The organism is Virgibacillus alimentarius, assembly GCF_000709085.1.
Taxonomy (GTDB): Bacteria; Bacillota; Bacilli; order Bacillales; family Amphibacillaceae; genus Virgibacillus_B; species Virgibacillus_B alimentarius.
In genome coordinates, this window is record NZ_JFBD01000083.1 from 1 (window position 1) to 15,828 (window position 15,828).

Below are 15,828 nucleotides of genomic sequence, written 5' to 3' on the forward strand. Positions count from 1 at the left end.
AAAAAAACCAAATAAGCGCGAAAACGTCAAGTATTTCCACACCTAATAAAATAAGGCTGAACGGGGCGCAGGGCACCATTCAGCCGAGGTGTAATTGACCCACAAAAGGGGCAGCTCCCATATAGGACTAAAATAATCATCACCCTAGATGTTAGCAAGGCAAAGGATGGTTATTTGTTTTTGGTTGACAGTATTGTGACAACTAGCGCGCCGAAAGTGACCATAAGCATCATCGATTCAAATACTGTCATGAGACATCACCCCATTTCTGGTTAGGGTTGAGCCACCACCCATGAAAGCCTTATTACACTATTAGTTTATACAAGCTTCTGGCATTTTGACTGTGATATTGATTTAATATTCAGTAAAATAGGCCATGCTAGGTCACTCGCGTCAAAGCATGTCCTAGGCACGCAACATGGCCATGAACGCGCGCCATATCAAGATCAACTCGCGCCAGAGCGTAAGATAGTCGAGCGATAGAGCCATAGACTTGCGCGGTAACCCAAGAAAGTCGAGCAATCAAACCATCAACGCGCGTAAGCCTGCATCTACTACCGCGCACATCCAGTCCGCTTCCCCGCATGAAGCCCGCACCTCACACGCGCCACAACTCTCCTCCCTGAAGAAGCTCTCTCCAATCCTGCTTCCACCAAGTTCCACACCCTCATCTTGCGCATTGCTTATCATCTTCAGAAAATTGTGTTATATTAAGCGGTACATATCCAAAAAGGGGAAGGTGATGCATTGTATGGGAAGCGTTGCGTCTATTCGAAGGTATCCTGTTAAATCGATGATGGGGGAGGAACTCACGGCCATCGACATTACGAAAAAAGGCTTGCTTGGTGACCGGGCGTATGGGGTTATCGACATGTCCACCGGCAAAGTGGCCAATGCCAAGAATCCAATCAAGTGGCCGGAGATGTTTTCTTTTCATGCCAATTATCTTAAAGCACCCGAGCTGGATGCGCCGATTCCGCCTATTCGTATTACACTGCCAGGCGGCGCGACAGTAAGCAGTACCGATGAAAAAATACACACCACACTGACGGAAAGTTTGAAGCGCGAGGTAAAACTTGCCAGTCCATCCGGCTTAGACGTTCAGTTTGAAGGGTACATCCCGGAAAATGTCGAAGGGCTAGAGGATCCAGGCACCATTTTTACACGTACGTCCCCACCGGGAACATTTTTTGACATTGCCATGGTGCATATCATCACAACCTCCACGATCAACTACCTTCGAAAAATACTGCCGGACAGTGACATCGAAGCAGCACGTTTTAGGCCGAATATGATCCTTGACGTTCCAGATGAAGATGGTTTCATCGAAAACAGCTGGATCGATAAAGTGCTTCAGATTGGCGAAAACGTTCAACTGAAAATTTTACAGCCAACGAAGCGGTGCGTCATGACCACACTTGCACAAGGCGATTTGCCAAAAGATCCGAACGTCCTCAAATCGATTGTAAAAAATAATAACGGCAATTTCGGCGTCTATGCCGAAGTGATTCAAGCAGGAAAAATCCATCACGGGGATAAGGTGAAAATAAGGGAATTTGTTTCATAGAAATCCCATCAAAAAAGCGTGGCGGTAGGATATACATAGCGCCACGCTTTTTTGATGGGCTATTTTTTGCCTATCCATTACGTGAAATTTACTACCCTTTTGGATTGTTCTAATTTCTTTCTAATGACTGCTATATTTTGTTTAGTGGGAATTTTTTCAATGACGATAAATTTATCATTCGATAACACAATCTAGATTTTATAGCAGCAAGTGACTGGGTCATCGAACTAGGTCCTGAGGGAGGAAAAAAAGGTGGACATATTCTATTTGAAGGCACACCAGAAGAGATGTTAAATGCAGAAACAAAGACAGCGAAGTGGTTAAAAGACGGAGTTAGCGAACACTTGAATTAGCATTCAACCTCCCCACTTACCTGAAGGGAGGGATTCTTACTAACGAAGGATGAATTGCCAGTGCTATCATTCAGTGAAATCGTTTATCACTTTAGGTGAGAAAGAGACGCACTGCAGGAGTTAAACAATCGTACCCTTTAATTGAATAAAGCACTGAGATGAACGTATGAAGGATGATAAAGTGAATATTAGATCAAACAAGAAAACAGAGGTCAATCAATTAGTAAAAATATGGAATTATTGGAAATCGCAGCAAACGGAGATGGAAGAAAAGTATATCCCAATGTCTGAAACCTATGTTGTAAGTAATGAAAAAGATATTGTCGGCTTCGTATCAATGATGGATAATTATTTAGCTGCATTATTTATTGATGTTACGCATCAAGGTGGAGGATATGGAAAGGGTCTGTTAGATTTTATAAAAAGCCAAAGGGAAAATTACCTTTGTTTACAAGCGTTTGAAAAACGTCTAAAAGTTGTTCATTATCTTTTGTGTGTAGTCCTAAGGATGGCTCGTCTAATAGGTAGATTTGTCCTTCTTTTAGTAAGTGGCTTGCAAGTTTTAGACGCTGAATTTCTCCTCCGCTTAGTGAACTTGTTGTCTGTCCTAAGGTTAGATACCCTAATCCTACGTCTTTTAGCGTATTCACTCGTTTTATGATCTTCTGTTCTTTAAAATAGTTCATCGCCTCGTCGATCGTTAAATTCAAAATCTCTACTATATTTTTACCTTAGTACCTGATAAGATAATGCTTCATCTGAATATCTCGTGCCTCCACATGCTTCACAGCGAATCGTTACGGGATCTGCAAATGCTACATCTGGTTTTGTGACTCCTTTTCCTTTGCAGGTCGGACATGCTCCTAGTGAGTTAAAGCTGAACAAACCTGCAGGACGCGCTGTGCTTCCTGAAAATATGGAGCGAATATCATCCATGACCCCCATATATGTAGCTAGTGTCGAACGGTTAGAGATTCCGATCCTGTCTTGTCCTACCATGATCGTTTCCGGATACCTTTCTGGGAATGCTTCCAACATGAGGGAACTTTTCCCTGAACCAGACACGCCACAGAGAGAGACGAGGGCATTTTTAGGAAGACGCACGCTTATATTTTTTAAGTTATGGTTACTTGCCTTTTTTATGGTAAAACAACTTTTTATATCCCTTGGATTTTTATTTATTTTTAATTTGGGATTAAGGGTTGTTGCGGCTTTAGTGTTTTTCAGTCCTTCTAATTTTCCTTGATAGACAACTTCTCCTCCATTTACACCTGCTCCCGGTCCCATCTCTATGATTTCATCTGCTGCTTTTATTACGGACAGGTCGTGTTCGATAACGATGACGGTATTATGTTGATCTTTGAGACTTTTTAGCATCTGGATTAGCCTATCGACTTCTTCTGGGTGGAGTCCTGCACTTGGTTCGTCGAAAATGTATGTGATATTGTTTAGACTGCTCCCTAAATGACGTGCGATTTTTACCCTTTGCGCTTCGCCACCGGAAAGGCTGCTCATTTTTCTGGATAGGCTCAAATATCCTAAACCCATTTCAACGAGTTGTTTTACATGCGGGATTGCTTGCTGTGCGATTGATTCTCCGATAGGATCTTTTATCTTCGTCAACTCTTCTAGGAGTTCGGTAAGTTCCAATTGATCGTATTCTGCGATATTTAAGCCTTTTATTCTACATTTTAATACCTCTGGGTTTAGGCCTGAACCTTGGCAGGTTGGGCATAAGGATTGAGTTGATACGGCTAGGACGTCATCTTGGGATACTTGTTTCAGCTTGGAAATATCTCTATGTATATACAGGCGCGTAAATCTGGGAAGTAAGCCATCCCACTCATGATCCTGAGGTCCGTGTTTGGTATGAAACGGCGCATAGACTCTTTCACCTTCCGGGGGACCATATAATAGCAAATGGCGTTTTTCTTCTGGGTAGTCTTTTATCGGTTGATCTGGATCGAATAATCCGCCAGTCATCATCCATCTACCTTGCCAACCGGAAGGCGACAATGGCTTAAATTTTACTGCATATTCCCGGAGTGATTTATCGAAATCGATGATTCTATTTAGGTCTGGCGCAATGACCTTCCCGAATCCACTACACTCAGGACATCGACCAAAGGAACTTTGACTCGAAAAATCCGTGGCAGAACCTATGGATGGCTTTCCTATTCGCGAGAACAAAAGTCGAATCAATGGATGAATATCCATATAGGTGCCAACGGTTGAGCGGTAATTTCCTCCGATAGATCTTTGCTCTACCACAACAACCGGGCTTAAATTTCGCATAAGATCGGCATGGGGTCTTTCGTATCTTGGCATTTGATTTCTGACATAAAGGGGATAATTCAACGTCATTTGTCTTCTGCTTTCTGTTGCTAATGTATCAAAAACAACGGAGCTTTTCCCTGAGCCGGAAAGACCGGTAAATACGGTGATTTTTTCTTTTGGTATGTTTATATCTATGTTTTTTAAATTATTTTCTTTTAGTCCTCTTAAAATGATTTCATCCTTTATTTTTGACACTTTATCATCCTTTCTGATTTTCTTTACGAAGAAGAAAGTGTCTTTCTTTTATCACCTATTATAGACGAAGATTTCATCGTTATATAGGGGACAAAAAAACGAATTCTGCAAAAGTGTTTGAATAGATTAAGACGTTAGAATGAATAGCATTGACCATGTAATTGCTTTTAAATTCACTCTCCGCATGTGATTGCCCTTTTTATGCAAAAGCGATAACTTAAGGCCACTCATCAAAAAGCCATATCCCGACCTGGTGAAACATGCGTTTGTATGGTGCGATATTCCTATATTGATAGCACTTTAAAAACTGAGAGTATGAGTTTTTAGCAGGAAAACGCCTGCTAGGTAAAATCTCCCCTAATCCGAAATTGCGAAAACTAAGTGTAAATTACTTGGTAGCTTGTCCTTGTGAAATTTCTTCTGTCATTGTTTCAGTTTTATAAGTAAATTTTCCCAATATGTTGTATAATCATAGGTATATTGTGTACTTATTAACTAAAATTGGGGGAGCATGAACATTGAAACGAATTTTTTTAATATTTGCTATCATTTTTGTATTGGTTGGATGTAATTCTGCATTTAAAGATTCCGTCACTGAAGCGGAAGCTGCACTAGAAAATGGAGATTTTGAAAACGCACTAAAATTATTTAACGTTGCCTTGGAAGAAAAACCAGATAGTCCAGAAGTAAAAGATAGGATTGCTTTATTAGATGATTATGCGACTTTACAAGAAAAAATGGAAAACGCCGAGTGGACAGAAGCGGTTGATTTGGCGAATGATATCCTGAAAAATGATGCGATTGTCCCGTCTTTACAAACTGAAGTGGAAGAATTATTGACAACGATTAAAGAGGAAGAAGAGAAAGAAAAGCAAATGGCAAGCGATCTGAAAAAAATAGAAGAGCTTATCGCTAATGATGATGTTGAAAAAGCGAACTCGAAGATAAGTGAATTAGAAAGTAAAACGAACGCGTTGGATCGTGAATTAGATGATTTACATAATCAATTAGAAGTGGCGGAAAAACGTATCGCTGAAAAAGAACGTAAGGAAAAAGAACGTAAAGAAAAAGAAGCTGAGAAAAAACGATTAGAAGCGGAAGCAAAACAACAAGCTATCGAAGCGAATAATTTGAAGGAGAAATATATGCAGAAGGCGGATAATCTGGATGACAGGATAATGAGTAAAGCGAAAGAATTGTTTGAACAAGATGTGCAGCCTGGTTTTTATGGTCAATACCATAGGGAATGGGATGATTTATTAAATGAAGTTTGGGGCGAATTAAAAAAGACGATGCCAACGAATGCATTTGAACAATTAAAATCAGAACAAAATGATTGGATTAAAAACAAAGAGCAAACATTTGCTGAAATGCCGGATGAACCAGCGTCAGCAAGAGCTGCAGGAGTGGACTATCTAGCAGCTGAAACGAAAAGTAGAACTTATTATCTAATTGAGAATTATATGAACGAATAGGGATAGCCCAAAAGGTTAAAGAAAAATCCTTTCCTTTGTTATTTATTTTTAATTTAAAAAAACCATTTGTTCTAGGCGCTGTGCTTGGTAACAAATGGTTATTGTTTTGGTCGGATTCTCCTAGGAGGGGATCAGCCCCCTGGAAGGAAATTTCTTTTAAGATGAAATATATGGATAGATCGTTTACAATGTGGGGTAAGGTTGTATTTATATGTATTTATTTGTTAGGAGATACATCATTAATTTTGCAAAAGAGGTGTCGCTGTTGTTTGCTAAAGAAAGACATGAAGAAATAAAAAAAATGGTTCGAAAAAATAAATCTGTCAAGGTATCGCACTTAATCCAGTACTTCAATGTGTCGATTGAAACAGTAAGAAGGGATTTAGAATACCTCGAGCAGGAAGGTTTTCTAACTCGTGTTCACGGGGGAGCGGTACTCGAAGAAGTAAATAGTCGGGAATTATCTTTTACAGTTCGTAAATCTAAATATTTAAAGGAAAAGCAAGAAATCGCGAAAAAAGCAGCAGCATATGTGATTGAAGGGCAATCGATTGCGATGGATGTCAGTACAACGAACACTGAATTTGCGAAGGTATTAAAGGAGAAATTTTCTCGTTTAACGGTGCTGACGAATTCGATGATTATAGCAAATGAACTATCAGAGATGCCTGATTATACAATCATTTTTGCAGGTGGGATTTTGCGAAATCAAGAGCTTTGTACAGTTGGCGATTTTACGGAAGACTTTATTTCCCAGTTTCATATCGACACGTTTTTTATGAGTGTTAGTGGTCTCTCTCTTACCAAGGGTTTAACGGATTACGGAGCTGGGGAATTGCAGGTGAAGAAAAAAATGATCGAGATCTCTCAGCACCGGATTGTGTTAGCAGACAGCAGTAAGTTTGATGTCGTCTCTTTATTGAATGTTTGTCCGTTTGAGCAAGTGAACCGAATCATTACAGATTCTAAGATTAATGAAAATGTATTGGCGAAATACCAAGAAACAGGCATCGAAATATTATAAAAATCAGAATAGGTCGTCGTTATTGGTAGGATATGCAAATAAATAGAAGTTACTTTTAGCTTAGGCGCTCTGTCTAAGCTTTTTTAGTGGTATATGACATAAATCATCCAAAAATGCGTTTTGACATAAAAGAGGTATTCTCTATAAAATAAACAATGGACACACAAATACAACCAAATGCATCTAATTGCAACTAAAAACATAAAACGGAAAAGGTAAAGACGAGGTTGGTGCATGAAAGGAGAGGGGGGATTTTAATGAGTTTGATCACGATAAACGAAAAGGCGTATGAAATAGACTGTATTTTATTTGATAAAGATGGGACACTCATTGATTTCACGCTATGGGTTCGTTGGGCTGAAAAATTCATTGATTTGATCGTTGGAGAGGATGGTTCTTATGACCAACATTTGTTAGCTCATGCGTTAGGATTTTCCTATGAGGAGCATACATGGGATCCAGAAGGTCCTCTGGCTATTGGTTCGCTGCCAGATTTGTTAACCATTTTATCTTTAGGACTTTATCAGCAAGGTGTTCCTTGGAACCAATCGTATCAATTGGTAAATGACGCTTATCAACTGTTAGAAGACAGTTTTGTCACTCGTAAGTATGTGAAACCGATCAAAGGGTTGGTGTCGTTTTTAGAACAAGCGGAAAACCATGGCATTAAAATGGGAGTCGTCACTTCGGATAATTACGAGAAGGCCGTGGAACATTTAGAGGTATTAGGGATTAAACATTATTTCTCCGCGATTGTCGGAGATGATCTTGTTCAACAAGGGAAGCCGTATCCTGAAATGGTCTATCGAGCTTGTGAACAGTTAAAAGTGAATCCTGCCAATGCATTAATGATTGGTGATTCCAATGGAGACATGATTCTTGGCAAAAAGAGCGGTGCGCTAGCGAGTATTGGTATTGTAGCAGTGCCGTCGATGGAAACAGCTTACTTGAAAGATGCGGATAGCATCATTAACGACTATGAATCTATCACGCTAAGAAAAGCATAACGATTGAGATGAATGATTATAGCAAAAGGAGAGTTGTATAAAAATGAAGAAATCTGTATTATCATTTTTAATCCTCGCATTGAGTCTGGTCTTTGTAGGATGCAGTGGTGATGATTCTGGCTCCGGTGAGGCGAAAGAGACCAAAGGTTCAATTGATGTTTATACGCATAATGATTCTGAGGAAATGCAAGATTTTGTAAAAGGTCTAAAAGAAGAAACAGGCATTGAAGCAAATGTATTGCGACTATCTAGTGGAGAAGGTTGGAGTCGGATGAAATCGGAAGCCCCTGATTTTGGAGCGGATATGCAATGGGGTATGTTGCATAGTATTGCATTGAAAGCGGAGAAAGAAGGATTTTTGGAACCTTATGATTCGCCAACGTGGGAAGATGTTCCAGATGAATTTAAAGATGAAGATGGTAAATGGTATGGATGGTCTTATTGGTTTAATTTATTAGCAATTAATACAGAAATTTTGGAAGAGAAAGGGTTGGACAAGCCGGAATCGTGGGAAGACTTGCTAGATCCTCAATATAAAGGGGAAATCGTTTTGCCTGATCCGGGTACGTCAGGAACAGCTTATTTATTCGTTTCTACCATTATGCAGATTTTAGGTGAAGAAGAAGGATGGGAATATTTTGAGAAATTAGATGAAAACGTTGGTCAATACGCGAAATCTGGTGACGCGCCCGCACAAATGACTGCGCAAGGGGAATATGCAATCGGTATCACATGGGATCAAGCGGTGTATAACCGGATTGAAGAAGGATACCCACTGGAGACGGTTATTCCTGAAGAAGGTGTAGGATATGACCTTGATGTGGTTTGGATGTTTAAGGACACCGAAAATCGAGCGTTGGTTGAAGAAGCTATTGATTATATCGGTTCGGAAGGCGGTATGAAGAAATCTGCGGAACATCGTTCGATGGTAACGAAAAATGGGGTAAAAGGAAACGCGGATGATATCGAGCAATATTTGATTGATTATGATGCTGTTTGGGCGGAAGAAAATCGAGAGCGTATTATGAAGGAATGGCGAGAGCGATTTTAATACACGAGAAAAAGGGGGGGATATAAGTGGAGACTGTACCCACAGTAAAAAAACGGCTTCGTCCGTTCCAAGCGAAATGGCAACAGTTCTGGTCGGAGCCATGGTTTGCAATTGCAACGATTATACTTGCTGCTGCAATCCTGATATTTATTGTTGCCCCCGTCTTTGCCGTTTTATTAAAAAGCTTCGGTATTGGAACGGGTCAATTAACCTTTGATTATTATAAAGAATTTTTTCAAGCTTCCTATTATTGGGAAGCACTGAAAAACAGCTTGCTATCAGCGATTATCACAACAGTAGTCGTGTTGTTCTTAAGTATTAACATCGCACTCTATGTCACACGTACGAAAAACGCTTTGTCCAAATCTTTTAAAGGGATTGCGTTACTGCCTTTGGTTGCTCCTCCATTTATATTCTCATTATCACTGATGATTTTATTTGGCAGAAGCGGTATTGTGACTGATTATGTGAGTGATTTGTTTGGTGGGCAATTTAGCATTTACGGCTTTTGGGGAGTCGTGGTCGCGCAAATTATTGGATATTTCCCAATTGGATATATGTTGATTGAAAGCACCATGCGAAATTCGAATGCTGATTTGGAATATGCAGCATTAGACCTTGGCTCCAATCAGTGGAAAACACTTGGCACGGTGACACTGCCTTTAGCAAAGTCCGGGATTATTAAAGCAGGATTACTTGTTTTTGTCATGGCGTTAGCGACTTCTCCAACCCACTTATTATTGGGGGAGGAGAACAGTTTTTAGCGTCAGAAGCCTATTTGCTTGTCGTTGGGCAACATAACTTAGAGTTGGCTGCAGTACTTGGGGTATTCTTGATTTTACCGAGTTTGATCGTTTTTATCTTCCAAACGTATTTTCTAAAAGATAGTAATGTCGGGACGATCAGTGGTGAAACAGGTTCCCAAAATGTACCGCTCTCCAAATCGGTTAAAGCTTTTGTTGTAACGATTAGTTCGATGTTTATCGCGTTTATCTTACTCATGTTTATCATGGTTGTACTAGGCGCGTTTGTGAAGATCATCGGAATAAACAATACGTTTACACTGGAACATTTTAATAATGAAACTGGCTGGGATTCGCTCTCTATGAGTCTATACGTTTCGTTCATCAGTGCTATACTGGCAGCGGCAATTGGGATTTTACAAGGTTTTCTATTTGCGAGAAAACCGATACCTGGTAAGAAGTTGTTCGAGTTTTTAACGCTGTTTGGTTTGGCAGTTCCAGGAACGGTCATGGGGATTGGTTATGTATTAATTTTCAATGGCCCACCATTTTTCTTGACGGGAACTGTCATGATTCTTGTATTGAACATGACGTTTCGTAAGATTGGTGTTGGAATGGAGGCCGCCATTAGTAAGATGCATCAGATCGACACGTCGATGGAAGAAGCATCGAGTGATTTGGGTGCGGGGCCGTATAAAACATTTTGGAAGGTTCTTGTGCCATTGATGGTTCCTCCATTTGTAGCAGGGTTTATTTACGCTTTTATGACAGCGATGGTTTCGATCAGTTCCGTTGTCTTCTTAATATCACCAGACACGAATCTTGTCGCCATTTATATTCTGAATTTGGCTGAACAGGCGAAAGTCGGTTTAGCGTCTGCGATGTCGTTCATTATGATCGTGATTGTGTTAGCTTGTCTGGGATTGTTGAAATTCGTCGAGAAGAGGACGGGAATTCGTATATGATTCGTAACAATTGGAGGTCTCTAGATGTCAGAAAATAACTTTCTTGAATTAAAAAATATCTATAAATACTTTGGAGATGTCAAAGCAGTCGATAATATCTCCATATCGATTAAGCGCGGGGAACTCATTTCCTTTATTGGCCCCAGCGGTTGTGGAAAAACAACCCTATTACGAACGATCGGGGGATTCAATAAGCAAGATGCAGGCGAAATTATTTTAGACGATGAGAATATTGATGCATTACCGCCTGAAAAGCGCTCCACAGGGATGGTATTTCAAAATTATGCGCTTTTTCCACATATGACCGTCTATGATAATGTTGCTTATGGATTGAAACAAGCGAAAGTTCCTAAAGCTGAACGACATGATCGGATTATGACTGCGTTGTCCCAAGTCGAACTGCGTGATCATGGGAAACGGAAACCAAGTGAATTAAGTGGTGGTCAGCAGCAAAGGGTGGCGATTGCACGCTGCCTTGTATTAGAGCCTAAAGTGTTATTACTGGATGAACCACTATCCAATCTTGACGCTAATTTACGGTTGTCGCTTCGGGAAGAAATCCGTCGAATAAAGGAAAAGCTGAATTTAACGGTCATTTTTGTTACGCATGATCAAGAAGAGGCATTAAGTATTTCAGACAGGATTGCAGTTCTTAACGGAGGTGTGATTCAACAGCTTGATCAAGCGGATCATATTTATAATTATCCGAGCAACAAATTTGTGTCTACATTTGTTGGACAGGCGAACTTTTTCACCGGCCATCTGCAGGAAGGGAAAGAAGGATTGTACTTTGATACAGGAACCGTTACTTTTCCAGTAGAACGATTGCAAAAAGCAGACGGGGAAGCGATGGCGATTGGAGAAAAAGCCACTGTACTCGTAAGGCCGGAGCGCATTAAAATAAATACATCCAGTCCAATAAAAGGAAAAGTTGTGAATACCATTTATAATGGGAATTTTACGCGTTACTTTATTGAACTGGAAGATGAAACAGTGCTAGTGGACGCATTTAATACGATGGACAACAAAACATATCAAAAGGGCGATGTCATTGGAATGGAACTTCCTACGTCCCCACACGTCATTAACGACACCGTGTCATAAAGAGATTTGTTTGCAACATGGGTGGAGTCGTACGGATTGTGTGCGTGAAGCATTGATTAATGCTTCATTATCGAAAGTACAAAGTATACAAAACACATCGTTAGCCATGCAATGAAAAGAGCGTATTATTTCTCCTCCTCAATCAACGTCGGAAATGAGGAGGAATTTTTTCTGCAATTTCATCGGTTATCCTAGATGATTATATTACATCTAAGACTTTGCTATTTTCGGGTCCCGGCTTAAATATTTATAAAACTTCACATATGATACCATCATGATTGTACCCATCCAGCCGATGGGGGTTACTAGACGGGGCCACCTGCACCTTCAAAAATGCATGGTCTTCTTGTTGGTTTTGATCCCTCTCATTCCTATTCAGATGCATTTATCAAAGCTCGTGATCTTATGGGTGAGAATGCCATCCCACATGATGTAGATTATGAAGACTTTGCGGATATTAAATTTTAATTATTTTTATATATTTTAAAATTTTACCTCTAGTTTATATTAGAGGTTTTAATTATTAGAAATAAGTGAAATCTTTTTGGATGAAATATTTAATTAAAATAGGATAATTCCTGTTTATATAGCTGGATGAAGACCTTAAAGGTTGTGATGAATTTTTTGGCTAATCTGCAATGGAGGAAATATATCGTTCAGTTCATGAAGGAAGGTTTCTAAGTTTCTAAATCTCTTCCTTCTCCCCGTACTTTCGGTATTGTTGGCTGGCTAATTAATACGATCACCTGTCACACTACATAAAATCCTGCCTAAAAACCCATTTGTTAACCAAGCAAATACGCTTGAAACAAATGGGTTTTTATTTGACATTATTCGACAAAATTCGGGAAGTGACAGGCACTCCGGTAGGACAGGCACTCTGGTGGCAGGTATCTTTATTTCACTCTTTTTTTACCTGTTCTACCAAGCTTTCAAAATGCTTGGTCAGGGACATTAATTCGTCATAGGTAAGGGCAGACCAATCCTCCGTACGCAGAATGAATGGATCTTTGATTCCATGTTGCTTAAAGACGTTAACGGTTTTTTCGCATGCGTCACCGTCTTTTTTTCCCCGAAGGATATAATCAAGTGATGTATTATACAATTGTGCTAATGAGATAAACGTTTCAACGGAGGGGCTATGTTCCCCGCGTTCATATTGTCCATATGTATTATCCGAAAACCTGAGTATCTGACTTACGTCTTTTTGGGAGTATCCAGCTTGATCACGGAGGTTTTCTAAACGCCATCTGATTTCTTTTTTCATCAATATCTTCTCCCTTTTCGGATAAAAACTATCATAAAAAGGAAGAAAAATTACAAAAACACAGGAACTCTGTGTTTTTATTTTGGGTGTATACGGGGGCTAGGTAACTGGCGCTAAAAAATCACAGGCATACAAACGATTGGAGAAAGACGTGCAACTGTGTTCGCAGAAGAGGGATAGCTCCTCCTTTAGCTTGTGATTTATTTTTTTTTGACCAAATAAAACACGGGAATCATGTGTTTCAGATAATTCACAAAATAAATGTAGTACAATAAGACTAGGTATATTATACTAAGCAGCTAAACATACCGAATGAAGGAGTTCCCTCCATTTCCTCTTGTAGCCTGATTGATTAGCTTATGTTTTTACTTTGGAGTCAATCGGGAAAACGCCCCCATCCTACAAATTTTTCAGGTAGAAGAAAGTGATAATCAAAGCGATAGCCTTACTATGTACAGTCAGCAATTTTTGCCCAAGTGGATGATTGTTTTTTTCTTAAATTTTAAAAGGATGCCACCTAGGGAAGGGTTTGGATCGATAATAATCATAGAGTAGTATTTTTATAGCAGATAGAGGGGGAGCGAATGGATAAAAAATTTGCAGAGTTATCATTTGAAGAAATTATGAAACAGAATGAGCGGCGTGTGCATTATCATATTCACCGATTAAATGTGAGAGATCCGCACAAGGAGTTTTACCAGGAGGGGCTTGTTGCAATGTGGAATGCGTATGAGAAATACGAGCCGGATAAGGGGCCGCTTGCTACCTATTTTAATTATTCCATTCGGAACCGGATGATTGATTTAATGCGAAAAAAGGCGAGAGCATTGCGGAATGATGAGGTGTTTATTGAAGAGGAAAAGAAGAAGATGGACAATGGGAACCGCTCGTGTAAAGATCGTCTTCCTTTGCTTGATTTTTCGGATATTCCAGTGGATGACAGGTCCGTTTGGAAGCATGTCAGGGAAAGATTGACAGACAATCAATGGAAGTGGGTGGCTTCGTTTATTATTTTAGAGTTGCCACTGAAGGAGATTGCAAGACGGGAAGGTGTGACGGTCGAAGCGGTAAAAAGCTGGGGGAAGCAGGCGCGAAAAAAGCTGCGGGACGCGAAGTTGAAGGAAAAGCTGCTGGTATTGGTGGAAGGCGCTTAAAGTTTTGGTGTGAATTAACGGAATTTTCTATTTTAAGAGGGCTGCGGGATTTGGAAGTGCCACCTGGTGAAGGAACCTTTCGATAGTAGAAGTAGACGATCGTACTAGAAGCAAAGAGCCGGCTTTTTGGAAAAGAGGTTATTCATGAAAGGAGAGTCATTCGAGCATTTTTTTGAAAGAAATAGAAAGCGGATTCACTATCATATCCATGATCTAGGCATCCGTGATTTACACAATGAATATTATACGGAGGGGGTTTATGCATTGTGGAAATGGTGGAAGATGGACCAGCAGAGCAGGGATCCGGTGGCGATTGATATTGACACGATGATTCGAGTTCTGTTGATGGAAATGGTTGAGAGGAAGTACCTATAATTGGCTTGCGTGCCTCTGCAACAGGGGCACTTTGATTCGTTTATTTATTACCGGAAAGAAGCGGCGATTCGCTGATTGGAAAGGAAAGAGAGTCATGAATTATTTAAAGGAAATAAACGCATTTCATAATATGCAGGAGACGAATCCACTATCGACGGCAGCTGCCCATCTCTGGTCGGTGCTGATGCATGTGAATAACCGGGCGGGGTGGAAGAAGGAATTTTCGGTGGCTGCGTCTTTATTATGTGTGAAAGCAGCGTTGAAGGAGGGGACGTTTAAGCGGGCAAGGTTGGAACTGAGGGATAAGGGATATATTCGCTTTACGCCGCAGGGAGCAAACCGAGCTGCGGTGTATGAGATGATTTCGTTAGTGCATTTCGAGGATAACGCGGGTGTTGATGCTGCGCGTGAGGATGGCGGCGGAGAACGTGCTGCCGCGGATGGTGAAAATATTGTGCTTGGGGAGCACGTGCGGACGGGAGATGGATGTGCGGCTGGAGCAGTTGAGGGAGGTGCTTTGAGCGGTGAGAGTGCTGGGGTGGCCGGCAGGATGGACCACAGTACAGACCGGAGTGCTGACCCGGGGAATGGCGGCAGTGTTGCCCCATTATATAAACAAAACAAGGCGAAACAAAAAGAACATCCGAATACTACTCCTGGGGTGTCGGATGCGGTCGTGTTCTATCAGGAAAATTTTGGAGTGATCCGTCCGTATGTAGCGGAGGATTTGTTGAATTGGGTGAAGGATGTTGGGGAGCTGTTGGTTTTAGCTGCCATGAAGCGGGCGCTCGAACGCGGGAAAGGGAGCTGGGGTTACGTGAAGGCGATCCTGAAAGATTGGCAAGGGCGGGGTGTGCGTACGGTAGCGGACGTGCATGCGGCAGACGTGGCGTTTCAAAATCAGAAACATGAGCGGAAGCGGTCGCGTCGAAGTTTTGGATCGAAGCGGGAGGAAGTGATCCCGGATTGGTTTAAGGAACGAAAAAAGAAACTTGCACTTGAAGAGGGGCAGGAAGTCGAGCGAAAGCAGAATCCGGGGCCGGAGCGCGTACGTGGCAAAGAGGCAGAAGAAGCGGAGAAGAAGGAGCTTGAGGCGCTGGTGCGAGGGTGAAGGGAACAGACCCTATAGCCAGTCAAGTCCTGAATTATGTGTAAAATAAGATACAAGGTTTTCAACCATTTATGTGTTGGTATGGAGTTTATTATATTGG

General features: G+C 40.9%; 13 protein-coding genes and 2 pseudogenes. 12 read left to right on the forward strand and 3 right to left on the reverse strand.

Translation table 11 applies throughout. The annotated features are described in order from the left end of the window. Nucleotides 1–170: 170 nt before the first annotated feature. A complete protein-coding gene (locus GZ63_RS18850) occupies nt 171–251 on the reverse strand; it encodes a putative holin-like toxin (protein WP_226374415.1) in 81 nt (26 codons plus the stop codon). 500 nt (nt 252–751) lie between these two features. On the opposite strand from GZ63_RS18850, the gene GZ63_RS0112890 reads away from it, so the two are divergent. Both GZ63_RS0112890 and GZ63_RS18460 read left to right on the forward strand, forming a co-directional pair. Continuing rightward, on the forward strand, nt 752–1,567 hold the full coding sequence (locus GZ63_RS0112890) for an MOSC domain-containing protein (RefSeq protein ID WP_029270209.1): 816 nt from the start codon (nt 752–754) through the stop codon (nt 1,565–1,567). Nucleotides 1,568–1,752: 185 nt separating this feature from the next. Continuing rightward, nucleotides 1,753–1,920 (forward strand): annotated as a pseudogene (locus GZ63_RS18460) (excinuclease ABC subunit A); the annotation flags it as partial. 437 nt (nt 1,921–2,357) lie between these two features. On the opposite strand, the pseudogene GZ63_RS16800 reads toward GZ63_RS18460, so the two are convergent. Further along, nucleotides 2,358–4,452 (reverse strand): annotated as a pseudogene (locus tag GZ63_RS16800) (ATP-binding cassette domain-containing protein); the annotation flags it as partial. A gap of 518 nt (nt 4,453–4,970) precedes the next feature. Between GZ63_RS16800 and GZ63_RS17185 the strand changes: the two are divergent. The 7 genes from GZ63_RS17185 (at nt 4,971) to GZ63_RS0112930 (ending at nt 11,821) form a co-directional block, all read left to right on the forward strand. After that, entirely contained in the window at nt 4,971–5,927 is a 957-nt protein-coding gene (locus GZ63_RS17185; protein ID WP_029270213.1) for a lysozyme inhibitor LprI family protein, read from the forward strand. A 211-nt stretch (nt 5,928–6,138) separates the two neighbouring features. Then, nucleotides 6,139–6,951 (forward strand): DeoR/GlpR family DNA-binding transcription regulator, encoded by an 813-nt coding sequence (locus GZ63_RS0112910; protein ID WP_226374413.1) that lies wholly within the window; start codon nt 6,139–6,141, stop codon nt 6,949–6,951. Nucleotides 6,952–7,208: 257 nt separating this feature from the next. Beyond that, the gene (locus GZ63_RS0112915; RefSeq protein WP_029270217.1) at nt 7,209–7,958 is read left to right on the forward strand and encodes an HAD family hydrolase; all 750 of its coding nucleotides are present in this window, start codon (nt 7,209–7,211) and stop codon (nt 7,956–7,958) included. Between the two features lie 43 nt (nt 7,959–8,001). Beyond that, on the forward strand, nt 8,002–9,009 hold the full coding sequence (locus tag GZ63_RS0112920) for an ABC transporter substrate-binding protein (RefSeq protein ID WP_029270219.1): 1,008 nt from the start codon (nt 8,002–8,004) through the stop codon (nt 9,007–9,009). A 26-nt stretch (nt 9,010–9,035) separates the two neighbouring features. After that, nucleotides 9,036–9,773, forward strand: a complete 738-nt coding sequence (locus tag GZ63_RS18470) for an ABC transporter permease (RefSeq protein WP_051681494.1) — start codon at nt 9,036–9,038, stop codon at nt 9,771–9,773. A gap of 14 nt (nt 9,774–9,787) precedes the next feature. Next, entirely contained in the window at nt 9,788–10,717 is a 930-nt protein-coding gene (locus tag GZ63_RS18475; RefSeq protein ID WP_051681495.1) for an ABC transporter permease, read from the forward strand. Between the two features lie 24 nt (nt 10,718–10,741). After that, on the forward strand, nt 10,742–11,821 hold the full coding sequence (locus GZ63_RS0112930) for an ABC transporter ATP-binding protein (protein WP_029270221.1): 1,080 nt from the start codon (nt 10,742–10,744) through the stop codon (nt 11,819–11,821). A gap of 901 nt (nt 11,822–12,722) precedes the next feature. Here the strand turns inward: GZ63_RS0112930 and GZ63_RS17200 are convergent. Continuing rightward, nucleotides 12,723–13,088 (reverse strand): helix-turn-helix domain-containing protein, encoded by a 366-nt coding sequence (locus GZ63_RS17200; RefSeq protein WP_051681496.1) that lies wholly within the window; start codon nt 13,086–13,088, stop codon nt 12,723–12,725. Between the two features lie 584 nt (nt 13,089–13,672). On the opposite strand from GZ63_RS17200, the gene GZ63_RS0112950 reads away from it, so the two are divergent. The 3 genes from GZ63_RS0112950 (at nt 13,673) to GZ63_RS16820 (ending at nt 15,728) form a co-directional block, all read left to right on the forward strand. After that, the gene (locus tag GZ63_RS0112950; RefSeq protein ID WP_029270227.1) at nt 13,673–14,242 is read left to right on the forward strand and encodes a sigma-70 family RNA polymerase sigma factor; all 570 of its coding nucleotides are present in this window, start codon (nt 13,673–13,675) and stop codon (nt 14,240–14,242) included. Nucleotides 14,243–14,386: 144 nt separating this feature from the next. Further along, entirely contained in the window at nt 14,387–14,617 is a 231-nt protein-coding gene (locus GZ63_RS0112955; RefSeq protein WP_029270229.1) for a hypothetical protein, read from the forward strand. Nucleotides 14,618–14,711: 94 nt separating this feature from the next. After that, nucleotides 14,712–15,728, forward strand: coding sequence for a DnaD domain-containing protein (locus tag GZ63_RS16820; protein WP_038221252.1), 1,017 nt, complete (start codon nt 14,712–14,714; stop codon nt 15,726–15,728). Nucleotides 15,729–15,828 lie beyond the last annotated feature (100 nt).

Bases quoted from the DNA above. Each gene is read 5' to 3' on its own strand.
- GZ63_RS18850 (WP_226374415.1), bottom strand. From the start codon at position 251: ATGACAGTATTTGAATCGATGATGCTTATGGTCACTTTCGGCGCGCTA.
- GZ63_RS0112890 (WP_029270209.1), top strand. From the start codon at position 752: ATGGGAAGCGTTGCGTCTATTCGAAGGTATCCTGTTAAATCGATGATG.
- GZ63_RS0112910 (WP_226374413.1), top strand. From the start codon at position 6,139: ATGTATTTATTTGTTAGGAGATACATCATTAATTTTGCAAAAGAGGTG.
- GZ63_RS0112915 (WP_029270217.1), top strand. From the start codon at position 7,209: ATGAGTTTGATCACGATAAACGAAAAGGCGTATGAAATAGACTGTATT.
- GZ63_RS0112920 (WP_029270219.1), top strand. From the start codon at position 8,002: ATGAAGAAATCTGTATTATCATTTTTAATCCTCGCATTGAGTCTGGTC.
- GZ63_RS0112930 (WP_029270221.1), top strand. From the start codon at position 10,742: ATGTCAGAAAATAACTTTCTTGAATTAAAAAATATCTATAAATACTTT.
- GZ63_RS17200 (WP_051681496.1), bottom strand. From the start codon at position 13,088: ATGAAAAAAGAAATCAGATGGCGTTTAGAAAACCTCCGTGATCAAGCT.
- GZ63_RS0112950 (WP_029270227.1), top strand. From the start codon at position 13,673: ATGGATAAAAAATTTGCAGAGTTATCATTTGAAGAAATTATGAAACAG.
- GZ63_RS0112955 (WP_029270229.1), top strand. From the start codon at position 14,387: ATGAAAGGAGAGTCATTCGAGCATTTTTTTGAAAGAAATAGAAAGCGG.
- GZ63_RS16820 (WP_038221252.1), top strand. From the start codon at position 14,712: ATGAATTATTTAAAGGAAATAAACGCATTTCATAATATGCAGGAGACG.